Source organism: Natrinema sp. CGMCC1.2065 (assembly GCF_051225675.1).
In the GTDB taxonomy this organism is placed as follows: Archaea; Halobacteriota; Halobacteria; order Halobacteriales; family Natrialbaceae; genus Natrinema; species Natrinema thermotolerans.
On sequence record NZ_JBPJSJ010000013.1, the window covers coordinates 82,771 to 95,495 of the forward strand.

Annotated in this window: 9 protein-coding genes; 2 read left to right on the forward strand and 7 right to left on the reverse strand. The window is 64.6% G+C overall.

The annotated features are described in order from the left end of the window. Window positions 1-68: 68 nt before the first annotated feature. Both ACSBP4_RS13920 and ACSBP4_RS13925 read left to right on the forward strand, forming a co-directional pair. Window positions 69-1,589: an aldehyde dehydrogenase family protein gene (locus tag ACSBP4_RS13920; RefSeq protein WP_049964354.1), complete on the forward strand. Its 1,521-nt coding sequence runs from the start codon at window positions 69-71 to the stop codon at window positions 1,587-1,589. Between the two features lie 417 nt (window positions 1,590-2,006). Further along, on the forward strand, window positions 2,007-2,381 hold the full coding sequence (locus ACSBP4_RS13925; RefSeq protein ID WP_435552555.1) for a TlpA family protein disulfide reductase: 375 nt from the start codon (window positions 2,007-2,009) through the stop codon (window positions 2,379-2,381). 83 nt (window positions 2,382-2,464) lie between these two features. Here ACSBP4_RS13925 and ACSBP4_RS13930 read toward each other — a convergent pair whose 3' ends face one another. The 7 genes from ACSBP4_RS13930 to ACSBP4_RS13960 form a co-directional block, all read right to left on the reverse strand. Then, window positions 2,465-4,705: a thioredoxin domain-containing protein gene (locus ACSBP4_RS13930; RefSeq protein ID WP_435552556.1), complete on the reverse strand. Its 2,241-nt coding sequence runs from the start codon at window positions 4,703-4,705 to the stop codon at window positions 2,465-2,467. Window positions 4,706-4,921: 216 nt separating this feature from the next. Next, complete coding sequence (locus ACSBP4_RS13935) at window positions 4,922-5,548, reverse strand: CHRD domain-containing protein (protein WP_435552557.1); 627 nt, start codon at window positions 5,546-5,548, stop codon at window positions 4,922-4,924. A 187-nt stretch (window positions 5,549-5,735) separates the two neighbouring features. Next, complete coding sequence (gene acnA / locus ACSBP4_RS13940) at window positions 5,736-8,498, reverse strand: aconitate hydratase AcnA (RefSeq protein ID WP_049964359.1); 2,763 nt, start codon at window positions 8,496-8,498, stop codon at window positions 5,736-5,738. A 452-nt stretch (window positions 8,499-8,950) separates the two neighbouring features. Beyond that, window positions 8,951-9,517, reverse strand: a complete 567-nt coding sequence (locus tag ACSBP4_RS13945; RefSeq protein WP_211249078.1) for a twin-arginine translocation signal domain-containing protein — start codon at window positions 9,515-9,517, stop codon at window positions 8,951-8,953. 704 nt (window positions 9,518-10,221) lie between these two features. Then, window positions 10,222-10,782, reverse strand: a complete 561-nt coding sequence (locus tag ACSBP4_RS13950) for a dihydrofolate reductase (RefSeq protein WP_435552558.1) — start codon at window positions 10,780-10,782, stop codon at window positions 10,222-10,224. Beyond that, window positions 10,779-11,795 (reverse strand): thymidylate synthase, encoded by a 1,017-nt coding sequence (gene thyA, locus ACSBP4_RS13955; protein ID WP_435552559.1) that lies wholly within the window; start codon window positions 11,793-11,795, stop codon window positions 10,779-10,781. The genes ACSBP4_RS13950 and thyA overlap by 4 nt, the downstream gene beginning before the upstream one ends. A 162-nt stretch (window positions 11,796-11,957) precedes the next feature. Then, entirely contained in the window at window positions 11,958-12,458 is a 501-nt protein-coding gene (locus ACSBP4_RS13960) for a hypothetical protein (protein WP_435552560.1), read from the reverse strand. Window positions 12,459-12,725: the final 267 nt, after the last annotated feature.

Genomic DNA, 12,725 nt, shown 5'->3' on the forward strand with positions numbered 1-12,725 from the left:
ACCCAGAGCCAACTTAATAAGAGAATTATGAACAACGTTTAATAAGATTGGAAGCAATCACACCGTGTATGGATAACGAGGAATCCCACGGAGAGATCCGGCAGCGACACCGCCGCGCGATCGACGAAGCAACTGCGGAGATCACCTTCGGCGCTTGGATTGACGGCGAAACGCGATCGGCAAGCACCGGGGAGACCTTCCGGACGACGGACCCGGTGATCGACGAAACGATCGCGGAAGTCCCACGATGTACCAGCGAGGATATCGAGACTGCCGTCGACGCTGCACAATCCTCTTTCGAGGGCGAATGGGGCAGTCTCGGAGTCTCTGAGCGGTCTGCGTTGCTAAACGAGTGGGCCGATGAACTTTCGGCACACCGTGACACACTCGGTCTTCTCGAGAGCCTCGACACGGGGAAACCGCTCGAATTCGCAAAAGAAGAGATCGACGGTGCGATCGCTTTCCTCTCGTATTATGCGGATATCGCACGGTCACACGGCGGAAAGCAGATCCCCGTTGACGGGGATTCCCTGGTGTATACACAACGCGAACCCTACGGAGTTTGTGGACAGATCACGCCGTGGAACTTCCCCCTCTATCTTCTATCGTGGAAAGTCGGCCCCGCGCTAGCGACCGGGAACACCGTCGTGATAAAACCCGCAGAACTCACACCGCTGACTGCTCTATACGCTGCTCAACTGTCCGAGGGCATTCTTCCTGACGGCGTTTTGAACGTCGTTCCCGGATACGGCGAAGAGGCCGGCGCTCCACTTACGGAACACGAAGACGTTCGCAAGCTCGCGTTCACTGGCGAGGATCTGACCGGGGAGACGATTATGAAGGCAGCCGCGGCCAACATCACACCGGTGACGCTCGAACTCGGTGGGAAGAGTCCCATGATCGTGTTCCCCGATGCAGATGTCGAAACCGCTGCCGAAGCGGCCGCGGACGGCATCTTCTACAACACCGGCCAGGCGTGTGACGCCGCGTCGCGTATCCTCCTCCACGAGGACATTAAGGCGGAGTTCACGGAGGCATTCCTCGACCACGCAGCCGACTACACCGTTGGCGATCCCCTCGAAGAGGGGACCATGATGGGCCCCCTGGCACATCAGGGCCAGTACGAGAAGGTCACGGACTATATCGAACTCGGGACGGAGGAAGGCGCAACCGTACTGACTGGGGGGAGCGCTCCAGACGATCCGGACCTCGAGGACGGGTGGTTCATCGAGCCGACGATCTTCGACGACGTCAGTAACGATATGAGAATTGCACAGGAGGAGATCTTCGGACCAGTCGAGTGTCTCCTCACGTTCTCCGACTACGACGAAGCGATCGAGATGGCTAACGATATCGAGTACGGTCTCGCGGGATACGTGATCACCGAAAACGCATCCCTCGCCCATCAGGCTGCTTCGGATATCGAAGCTGGTCTGATCGCAGTTAACAAATACCCCGGCGATGACCTCGGTGTTCCGTTCGGCGGGTACAAACGCTCTGGAATCGGCCGTGAATGCGCTGAAGAAACGCTCGATCACTATACGCAGACGAAAACGGTCAACATGCGACTCGACGAGCCCGAGCTATAGCGACTGCGTCCGACAGCCACGATTCCGTCTTTTCACGGCTCAGTATACCGCTATTCGAGCAGGGAGTCGATTGCGGGGGATATCGGTTGCTTTCGTGTGGCCAGAAAGCGAGCCAACGGCCGGATGGCGAAGCGTGGATTCGAGTTGTACTCCCCCGATCGGCGTTCGTTCAGGGACCCCGGCAACGTCACCAAGGCGGGGCCGCCACGGAACGCGGGAGCCGACAGTCGGCACCTGAAAATACGCGCGCTGGGATCCCTGCCGAAGCAATCAGTCAATACACACATCCCCCTTCGTTCGAGGCAGGAGTTGTCCAATAACTGTACTTCCAATAGTGCCGATCAGTGGGACGGACCCTCGAGCGAGTCTCCCGTCGGAAACACCGCCGTTAAGCCCACCGACCGACAAGTCGTGCGTATGAGTCTCGAGACCATGCGGCCGAACCCCACGTGGGACGCGGCGTCCTACGAGGAGGCGGTCGACACGCTCGAAGCACACAACGACGAACTGGTGTACAAGATCTGGGGCGGCGACTGGTGCAAGGACTGTCGCGCCCTGCTGCCCGATTTCGGTGCGGCACTCGAGGCAGCCGAGGTCCCCGACGACCGTATCGAGGAGGTCAACGTCGATGAGGACAAGCAGGGACCGGGCGTCGAGGCGTACGACATCGAGTACATCCCGACGATCGTCGTCGAGACCGACGACGGCGAGGAGATCGTTCGGTTCGTCGAGGAAGAAGACGTGCCGCCGGCAGTCTGGCTGGCCGACCAACTCGAGAACGAACTCGCGTAACGAGGGCGGGTGCGGAGTCGGTCGAATCGTCCGTCTCGGTCGGGAGTCCCCGATACTGACTGCGAACCGACTGTACGACAGCCCTAGAACGGACTCCCCGATTCGTCGGCGGTCGGCTCGGCCGAACCGACGTCGGCGGTGTTCTCGCCGAGCCACTCGAGCGCCTCGTCCACGTCGTGGGTCGGCGGTGAACACGTCCGATCGCGACAGACGTACAGCGTCGGCTCGCCGTCGCGGGCCTCGCGGCCGGCCCAGATGGGGGGCACGTCCGCGAGCCCCAGCGTCTCGAGCCACGTCTCGAGGCCCGCCTCGGTCGGCGGCCGCAACGCGAACAGCCGATCGGGCAGGTACCGCGACGCGAACGCCTCGCGCCACTCGGTCGGCAACTCGTCGGCCGCGACGGTCACCTCGAGCGCGCCGGCCGCCAGTCGGTCGGCGGCGAGACACAGCGTCGCGTGTTCGAGCGCGTTTGCCTCGAGTTTGTTCGCGTGCGTCTCGAGGACGGTCGCGGCGATGTCGCCGAACTCGCTCGCTGCGAACTCGTCGAGGGCAAGCAGCGTCTCGACCGCCACGCCGGTCGACGAGGGCGTCGACTGGTCGCCCAGTTCCTGCGGTCGCGTCACGAGCGACTCGCCGCTCTCGGGCGTGAAATAGAGCGTTCCGCGGTCGGCGTCCCAGAACTCGGTCTCGATGACCCGGGCCAACTCGAGCGCGAAGGCGAGGTGGTCGATGTCGCCGGTGGCCTGATAGCAATCGAGTGCGCCCCGCGCGAGGAAGGCGTAGTCCTCGAGGTAGCCGTCGACTTTGACGTCGCCACCGTGAGACTGCGTCTCACGAGCCTCCGAGCGCGGCTCGGAGACATCTTTGTAGCGCCGCGAGAGGCGCTGACTCTCGTCGTCCCAGAGCCGATCCCGAACGAACTCGAGGGCGTCGACGGCGGTTTCGGCGTACTCGTCCTCGCCGAGTACCAGCGCCGCCTCGGCGTAGGTCGAGATCATCAGCCCGTTCCAGCCCGCCAGGATCTTCTCGTCGCGGGCGGGCCGGGGCCGCTCCTCGCGGGCCTCGAACAGCCGCTTCCGGGCCGAGTCGAGTCGCTTCAAGACCTCGCTCTCCGCGAGGTCGAACTGCGAGGCCAGCTCAGACACCCGGGCGATACGGTTGGGCTGGTTCTGCCCCTCGAAGTTGCCCGATTCCGTGATGTCGTACCGGGCACAGAAGAGCGCGGCGTCGGTCTCGTCCGCGATGACGTCGTGGACCTCCTCGGGGGTCCAGACGTAGAACGCGCCCTCCTCACGCTCGCCGGTCTCGGGATCTTCGCTCTGGGCGTCGAGGGTGCTGAAGAAGCCGCCCTCGTCGTGGGTCAGCTCCCGATCGACGAACGCCAGCGTGTCCGCGACGGTCTCGGCATAGCGGTCCTCGCCGGTGAGCTGGTAGCCCGCGAGGAAGGCCCGTGGGATCTCCGCGTTGTCGTAGAGCATCTTCTCGAAGTGGGGGACCGTCCAGTCCCGGTCGACACAGTAACGATGAAAGCCGCCGCCGACGTGGTCGGCGAGTCCACCGGCGGCCATCGCGTCCAGCGTCTCCTCGAGTACTTCGCGGTACTCCTCGCGGCCGGTGCGGTCGTACGTCCGCACGAGGACGCGCAGCCGCGAGGGCTGGGGGAACTTCTGCCCGGTCCCGAAGCCGCCGTACTGGCGGTCGGCGCTCCGGAGGACGGCGTCGGCTGCCGCCTCGAGAACGTCGCTCGAGGGTGGTTCCGCGGCGCCGCCGGCGTCGACCCCCGCGGAATCCGGCGTCTCCTCGAGGCGGTCTGTCGCGGCGTCGGTCCACTGCTGGGCGCGGTGTTGCATCTCCTCGCGATCCTCCTCGCTTCCCCAGGAGTCGCTGATCCGCTGGCAGAGGTCCAGAAACCCGGGCTGGCCCCGCTTGCCCTCCCGCGGGAAGTAGGTCCCGATGAAGAAGGGTTTGCCCTCGGGCGTGAGCCACGCCGAGAGCGGCCAGCCGCCCTGTCCGCGGACGAGCTGGCAGACGGTCATGTAGATGCTGTCGACGTCGGGACGCTCCTCGCGGTCGACCTTGATCGGGACGAAGTTCTCGTTGAGTACCTCGGCGACGGCCTCGTCGGCGAAGCTCTCTTCCTCCATCACGTGACACCAGTGACACGCCGAGTAGCCGATCGAGAGGAAAATGGGCACGTCACGCTCTTTCGCGGCCGCGAGGGCCTGCTCGTCCCACGGTTGCCAGTTGACGGGGTTGTCCGCGTGCTGGCGCAGGTAGGGGCTTTCCTCCTCGTCGAGCCGGTTGCGCCGTGTCGGGTCGGTCATGGCTCGCCCTACGGCCGGCCGCTGTAAAAGGCCGGCGTGCCCGCCGCTCGTCGGCGACTGGCGGACGGCATCGCTATCGGAGCCACTGAAACGATTTACCTACCGATCACGACTCGCTCGCGCAAACATCGCCAGTTCGGCGCCCGATATCGACCGGCTCCGAAACGGTGCCGCTGCCTCCGTTCGCGGCCCCGCGCTGGACGTGTCGGATTCGGATCAGGGATCGTCCGATTCGGAACCGTCGTCGAAATCACCGCGACACATCATGTCCGACGGATCGAACGGGACGAGGGCCCCGGCGATTTCGCCGCTGGGATGTGCTTCCGTATGAACGTTTACGTACGCCTCGCCGGCCTCGAGCTTGCCGAGCAGATCGTCGACGGTCTCCGATTCGGCCTCCGACACGCGTCCCTCCGCGACGGCCTCGTCGGTGATCGTCCCGGCGTCCAAGATCCCGGAGAAACGGCCCTCCTCGAGGCGCTCGTCCTGCGTCAGGAAATCGTACAGCCAGACGGCGATCGGGCCGAGGGTCTCGTCCTCGTGAACGTGGCCCATAAACGCGTTCTCGAGGTTCGAGACCTGGAGAACGAACTTCAGCCCGTCCTGACGTTCCTGGACCAACGCCGTTCCTCGTGCGTCCGTCTCGACCCCCTCTCGGGGCTCGAGAGTGGCGACGAAGAGGCCGGAGGGGGAAGACCGCTGGCCGTCTCCGGGGTCGTCACCGTGGTTCCCGTCGCCGTTACGGTGGTCCTCGGCTGCTGCGACGCCGATACCGGTCGTACCGGCACCGAGAAGGGCGAGTCCTTTCAGCGCTGTCCGTCGAGTGGAATCGGGTTCGTGCATCGCGTTGGCACCTCCCGGCAACGAACGACGTGGGACACCATAGTACTCACACATCGACGCGATACGTCCGACAGTAATCCGACGGTCTCCGCGCTGCAATCGCCCGTTTATCGCCGTCTGCGGCCAGACGGGCCACTGCGGTGACCGAACGGCAAACTGAAGACCGAATCCGTCGGTCTCGAGGTCGCTACTGCGTCTTTTCCTGCAGCAGTCGTCGGAGTACGAGGTGGAGAACGCCACCGTTCTCGACGTATTCGACAGCCATCGGCGTGTCGACCTGTGCGGTGACCTCGAATTCGGTGACGGTGCCGTCGTTGGCTTCGGCGGTCACGGTCAACTCGGCGTTGGGCTCGAGGCCGTCCTCCAAGCCCTCGATTTCGAAGTACTCGTCGCCCTCGAGGCCGAGTTCCTCCCAGCCCTCGCCGTCCTGGAACTGCAGGGGCAAGACGCCCATGCCGATGAGGTTGTCACGGTAGATCCGCTCGTAGCTCTTGCCGATGGTCGCGCGGATACCGAGCAGGTCGGTCCCTTTCGCGGCCCAGTCACGGCTCGAGCCGGTCCCGAGTTCCTCGCCGGCCATGACGATCAGCGGCGTGTCTTCCTCGCGGTAGCGCTCGGAGGCTTCGAAGACGGTGGTCTCTTCGCCGGTCGGGTGGTGGACGGTGTAGCCACCCTCCTTGCCGTCCAGCAGTTCGTTTTTGATGCGGACGTTCGCGAAGGTACCGCGCATCATGACCTCGTGGTTCCCACGGCGCGAGCCGTAGGTGTTGAACTCGTAGGGTTCGACGCCGCGCTCTTTGAGCCACTGGCCGGCTGGCAGGTCCTCGCCGAACGGTCCGGCGGGGCTGATGTGGTCGGTCGTGACGGTGTCACCGAGCGTCAGCAGTGCGCGGGCGTCCTCGACGTTGTCGACGCCGGGTTTCTCGAGCGGGAAGTCCTGGAAGAACGGCGGCTCGCGGATGTACGTCGATTCGGGGTCCCAGTCGTAGACCGCGCCGGTCGGTGCGTCGAGTGCCTCCCAGCGCTCGTCGCCCTCGTAGACGCTGGCGTACTTCTCCTCGAACATCTCCGGCGAGACGCTGTCGTGGATCGTGTCGCGGATCTCCTCGGTGTCGGGCCAGATGTCCTCGAGGTAGACCGGTTCGCCGTCGTCGCCGGTGCCGATCGGCTCGTTCTCGAGGTCGATATCCATCCGTCCCGCGAGGCCGTAGGCGACGACCAGCGGCGGGCTGGCGAGATAGTTAGCCTTGATTTTCGGGTGGATACGGGCCTCGAAGTTCCGATTGCCGGAGAGGACGCTCGTCGTCCAGAGGTCGTGTTCGTCGATGGCGTTCTCGATCGGCTCCGGGAGCGGCCCGGAGTTCCCGATACAGGTCGTACAGCCGTAGCCGACGACGTGATAGCCCAACTCCTCCAGATCGTCGAGCAGCTCCGCGCGCTCGAGGTACTCCGTGACGACGCGGCTCCCGGGCGCGAGGCTCGTCTTGACGTAGTCGGGCACCTCGAGTCCCCGTTCGGCCGCGTTACGGGCCAGCAAGCCGGCACCGACCATCACGGACGGGTTCGACGTGTTCGTACAGGACGTGATCGCGCTGACGAGGACGTCACCGTGACCGATCTCGATCTCGGTGCCGTCCTCGAGTTCGACGGGTACTTTCTCGTCGAGCGGGAGTCCCGGTCCAGCGTCGGTCGCGTCCGCCGCGCTCGCGCCGCTGCCGTCGCCGATCGCCGGCTCACCGCCGGGACCGATGACGCCCTCCTCCTCGAGCAGGGCCGGGAAGTGGTCGTCGAGGTCGCCCATCGGGATTCGGTCGTGGGGCTTCTTGTGGCCCGCGAGGCTGGGTTCGACGTCGCCGAGGTCGAAGTCGACGGTCTCCGTGTACTCCGGTTCCTGTTCGCCGAACAGCCCCTGTGCCTCGAGGTACTCGCGGACGAGTTCGATGTGGTCCTCGTCGCGGCCAGTGAGTTCGAGGTACTCGAGGGTCTTTTCGTCGACGGGGAACATGCTGATGGTCGACCCCTGTTCGGGCGCCATGTTCGAGATGGTCGCCCGGTCCGCCACGGAGAGTTCCGAGACGCCGGGACCGTAGAATTCGACGAACTTGTCGACGACGCCGACCTCACGGAGCCGCTCGGTAATGTGCAACACGAGGTCCGTCGCGGTCGCGCCGTCGGGGAGGTCGCCCGACAGACGGACGCCGACGACCTCCGGCAACGACATGTTGATCGGCTGACCGAGCAGCGCGGCCTCGGCCTCGATACCGCCGACACCCCAGCCGACGGATCCGATGCCGCCGATCATCGGGGTGTGGCTGTCCGTGCCGACGAGCGTGTCGGGCACGAGCCACTGCTCGCCGTCGACTTCGCGCTCGTGGACGACGCGGCCGAGGTGTTCCAGGTTGACCTGGTGGACGATCCCGGTTCCCGGCGGGACGACGTTGAACTCGTCGAACGCCTGTTCGGCCCACTTGATCGCACGGTATCGCTCCTCGTTACGTTCGTACTCGATTTCGACGTTCTTCTCGTATGCGTCGTCGCTGCCGAAGTGGTCGACCTGGACGCTGTGGTCGATCACGAGGTCACAGGGGACTTCGGGTTCGACGACCGTCGGGTCGACGCCCTTGCGATCGGCCGCGGAGCGCAGCGCCGCGAGGTCGACGACCGCCGGCACGCCGGTCAGGTCCTGCAGGACGACCCGCGAGACGGTAAACGGCACCTCGGCGTCCGGAACGTCGGGTTCCCACGAGGCCGCCGCCCGGACGGCGTCGTCGTCGATCGTCTCCCCGTCGGCGTTACGCAGCACCGACTCGAGCAGGATCCGGATGCTCACCGGCAGTTTCTCGAGGTCACAGAGCCCTTTCTCCTCGAGGACCGTGAGATCGGCCATCTTGTACGTCTCGCCGTCGTGTTCGAACTCCCGGATCGCGTCCGAGAAATCGTCGGTTGCCATGACCGGAATTGGGGCCCCCGTGATTTGAATCCGTCGAGAACCGCAAGTATGTCGGCCTGGACCCGTTATTTGTCGGCGTGCCGGTTGACCACTGCCGGACGGTGGCAACGGGAGTCGCGAGTCGCCGGGACGGATCGGTCGGGGAACGAATCGAATCGGAGTCCGCCACGACAGCTCCGAATCGGCTGTGTGACACCCGTCGCGTTGACACGAACGTACGCGAATCGGCTCCCGCAGAGTCGTCTCACCGACTCGTCGATGCCGGAGTGAAACGGGCCGTTTCTTCGAAACGATGGCGATCGCCGGCTGCTCTATCGTCCAAGACCGGGCGCTCGACCGAACGTGGACTCGGCATCGGCTTGGGCTCTCGTCTACGGAACTCCGCGTCGAGGGCGACGGCCGGAACCGTTACCGACTGTGAACAAAAGGGAGTGAATCGAAAAACGGGCGGTTTAGTTGCCGCCGCCGTTACCGCCGTCGGTCTCGTTGCCGCCGCCCATCCCGCCGTCTTCTTCGTCCGCCGCGGGTTCGCCGCCGTCGCCACCGTCACCGCCGTCGCCGCCGTCGCCGCCACCGCCGGTTTCACCTGGCGTGGCCTCGACCATGTCCAGTTCGGCGTTGCGGAACTGGCCGTCCGCACCCATCGTCTCGCTATCGCCGGCACTGAGGTCGACGTCTTCGGTCATCAGGAAGCCCAGCGACGGCGCGGATCCGCCGACGTCGTAGTTGATGAGGTAGACGTCCCAGTCGTCGGGCGTGTCGAACTCGTCTTCGGCACCGATCTCCTGGAACAGTTCGTCTTTCGTGCCGTCGTTCAGCGCCGACGCGACGGTGAAGTCGACGCCGGGCTCGTAGTCGTCGCCGAACACGACCACGCTTCCGCTCCCGCCATCGTCTTGAGCGGTCGCAGTCCCCGCGCCCGCAGTCCCGAGCGCTACTGCGCCCGCCGTGAGCGCACTCTTTTTCATGAACGATCGCCGCGAGTCGCCGAATAGTCCGCTGTCAGTTTCTTCTGTCATGTCTCTCACTCTGAGTCCCCTGTTCGGGGTAGACGTTCCTTGGCCCGATTTTCGCATAAGTCGGAACCATCGTTTCACACTCTATTTCGAATTTTCTACGAACAGACCCGCTAATACGGTATTTAGTGGCCTATTTCGCCGGGTTACGGGACCCGGCGGGAACCTATCAGAAATGATTGTTTATTCATCGCAACGGAATTCCGATGGCGTCGTTCGGTTTCGTTAAACCCCGTCACGTGTGAGGTTGTGGATGGCTCCTCACTGGGTGCCGGTCACCGTCGTTCGTTCCAAGAGTCGACGGCGATAGCGCCGCCCTCTCGTGGTTTTGCGATAGCGAGTGGCGACCTGAAACTGACCATATAGCGAAACAAACGCTTTCCGTGGACTGTTCGGCAGGAAGTCAGCAGCCGCTACTCCTCGCGCTTCGTGACTGTCCGTACTGGGTCCCCGATCACGACCGCTCGGACTGTTCACGGTCGTAGCCGTCGAACGTGACTACTGTGGGCTCGAGTGCAGAGGCCGGTGACAGGGCCAGAGGTGCGAACTGGCCCGCGAGAGGCGGTGTCCGGGATTCCGCTCGTGTATTGTCACGCGTCGTGAACGCGGTCCCGCCACGCCCCCCTCATACGCCGCTGCCATCGACCAAACCCGGATTACGGCGATAGACGCGGGTCAGAAACAGCTGTGTGACGGTTCCGACGGCGCTACTTCCCTTCCCGACGCGCGTACTCCAGGAAGGAGAACCCGTCCCGATCGTCTCGGGAGACGACGTCCCACTCGGACCGGTCCCACTCCGGAAAGGAGGTGTCGCCCTCGGGGTCGTCGTGGATCTCGGTCACGATCAGCCGGTCGATCGCGGGCAGGAACTGTTCGTAGACGGTCGCGCCGCCCGCGAGGAAGATCCGGTCGGCGTCGTCGTGGCGCTCGCGCGCGGCCGTCTCCGCCCGCTCGAGGGCCGATTCGAGATCGTGGGCGACCACAGTTCCCTCGGGCGTCTCGAGGTCCCGTCTCGTCAGGACGACCGTCGTCCGACCGGGCAGCGGTTCGCCGAGCGTCTCGAGGATGCCCTCGTACGTTACCCGGCCCATGATAACAGGGTGGTCCATCGTGGCCTCCTTGAAGTGCTGGAGGTCCTCGGGAACGTGCCACGGCATATCGCCGTCCCTGCCGATGACGCCGTTGTCGGCGACGGCGACGATGCCGACGAGTTCGCGGGCGGGCTCGAGGGCGGCTGCCGCCTCGGCTGCGTCTCGGTCCTCGCTCATTCGGCCACCGAGAACTCGATGCCGTCGTGGGACTCGTACTCCCGAAGCTCGACGTCCTCGTAGGACAGCTCGTCGATCGAGACGTCGGCGACTGCGAGCGTCGGCCGTTCCAGCGGCTCCCGCGAGAGTTGCTCGAGCAGGCCGGGGACGTGATCGAGGCGTTCGTCACCCTCGGCCTCGGCAGGGGCTTCGGACTCGAGCCAGTCCTTGACCTCCAGGTAGTCCGCTCGATCGTCGACGCCGGCCAGCCGCGACTGGAGGGCCTCGAGGTTGTCGGCGTACCAGTCGCCCCGGTCGCCGCGGCCGCAGTAGACGTGCGTGTCGACGACGGTGTGGGCGAAGGTGCCGGGTTCGAAGCCGGTCTGCTGGGCGATGACTTTGGTCAGGAGCGCGTAGGCCGCGATATTGAACGGAATGCCGAGGGCGGTGTCGCCCGACCGCTGGGTCAGGTGACAGTTCAGGCGGTCGCCCTGGACGTTGAAGACAAAGGAGTAGTGACAGGGCGGCAGCGTCGAGACGGCCGCGTTGGCGGGGTGCCAGGCGTTGACCACCAGTCGCCGGGAGTTCGGCGAATCGGAGAGCGTGTCGATCACGTACTGCAACTGGTCGAAGGTCCGCCGGCCGTCCGCTTCTTCGGTGACCCACTGCTGGGTCTCGTCGGGCCAGGACTCGCCCTCGAGGCGGGCGTCGTCCTCGGGGACCGGGAACCGCCGCCAGAAGCGACCGTAGGCGGTATCGAGACGGCCTTCGTCGTCGGCCCAGGCGTCCCAGATCTTGGTCTCCTCGCGGAGGTCGCGGATGTGTTCCTCGCCGGAGAGATACCAGCAGACTTCATGCAGCATCGAGTTCCAGCGGTAGCCGTCCATCTCCTTGGTCGTGAGCAGGGGATACCCCTCCTGCAGGTCGACCTCGTAGTGTTCGCTGAACGACGAGATCGTGTCGACGCCGGTCCGGTTGGGCTTGTGGGTACCCTCCGAGAGGACCGTTTCGACGAGATCGAGGTACTGTCGCATTGCTCGTACTGTGCGACCGGACGACTATAATAACGCACGATCCGGAACCCATCTCGCTGGGAACAGGTTCGACGAGGGGTCGGTCGTCGTCGTCGGCCGCTTCGCGTGGCTCGAGTCGGTCACGGGCGACCGTTTCGCGGACGGGACGGTGCGGGCGTGATTTCAGTGCCCCAGCGTTCGCGAACGAACGGTCTCGAGCGTATCGCGTTCACCGAACGGATAGTCCCGAATACCGGTCTGATTCGTCTCGGTCTCGGTTATGCGATACGTGACGGGATACATGAACGCCTCCGACTCGGCGGGGGCGTCCGTCACCTCGAGTCCACCCCTGCATTCGAGGCGGACGGAAAACCGGTCCGCCCCCGTCTCGGCGACTGAGATCGCAGTACACTGGGTGCGCACGCTCTCGTCAACGTCCAGCGTGTGGTTGTGGCTCGCGATGACGTCGTTGTAGAGACGGGTCTCTTCGTACTCGGTCCCGTAGTCCGCGGCACTCGTCGCGTTCAGATCCGCCGGCCGTTCCGGCGCGACCGGAACCCGCTCGACGTGGACGGGATCGGCCGCCGACGCGTCACCGTCTAATACCATACTCCCCCCGAGGACGAGTCCGACGAGTACGACAGCGACGACGTATACCGTGACGATTACCGCTGTTGTCCGCATCTATTTGTGGACTCGAGAAGAAGAAGTATAATTGTTCGTATAGCTGAAATCACGACTGTGCCCACCTCCGCTGAACGGGCTGCACAGTCGTTCCCGAGACGGACGCTTCCGTATCGATCGGCTCGGGATCCATGTGATGGGCGCAACCCCTTGGGAAACCGTTCGTCCCCGGTCGATTCACCGGCGGTCCGAGATCCGCCGCCGATCCGAACGTTCTGTTCGGACTGACGTTCTTTAATGCCGATTAAGTGGTTCTAGAGCGTTCTA

What these genes read in the sequence shown, in the direction of transcription:
- ACSBP4_RS13920 (WP_049964354.1), top strand. Translation starts at nt 69, where the DNA reads ATGGATAACGAGGAATCCCACGGAGAGATCCGGCAGCGACACCGCCGC.
- ACSBP4_RS13925 (WP_435552555.1), top strand. Translation starts at nt 2,007, where the DNA reads ATGAGTCTCGAGACCATGCGGCCGAACCCCACGTGGGACGCGGCGTCC.
- ACSBP4_RS13930 (WP_435552556.1), bottom strand. Translation starts at nt 4,705, where the DNA reads ATGACCGACCCGACACGGCGCAACCGGCTCGACGAGGAGGAAAGCCCC.
- ACSBP4_RS13935 (WP_435552557.1), bottom strand. Translation starts at nt 5,548, where the DNA reads ATGCACGAACCCGATTCCACTCGACGGACAGCGCTGAAAGGACTCGCC.
- acnA (WP_049964359.1), bottom strand. Translation starts at nt 8,498, where the DNA reads ATGGCAACCGACGATTTCTCGGACGCGATCCGGGAGTTCGAACACGAC.
- ACSBP4_RS13945 (WP_211249078.1), bottom strand. Translation starts at nt 9,517, where the DNA reads ATGACAGAAGAAACTGACAGCGGACTATTCGGCGACTCGCGGCGATCG.
- ACSBP4_RS13950 (WP_435552558.1), bottom strand. Translation starts at nt 10,782, where the DNA reads ATGAGCGAGGACCGAGACGCAGCCGAGGCGGCAGCCGCCCTCGAGCCC.
- thyA (WP_435552559.1), bottom strand. Translation starts at nt 11,795, where the DNA reads ATGCGACAGTACCTCGATCTCGTCGAAACGGTCCTCTCGGAGGGTACC.
- ACSBP4_RS13960 (WP_435552560.1), bottom strand. Translation starts at nt 12,458, where the DNA reads ATGCGGACAACAGCGGTAATCGTCACGGTATACGTCGTCGCTGTCGTA.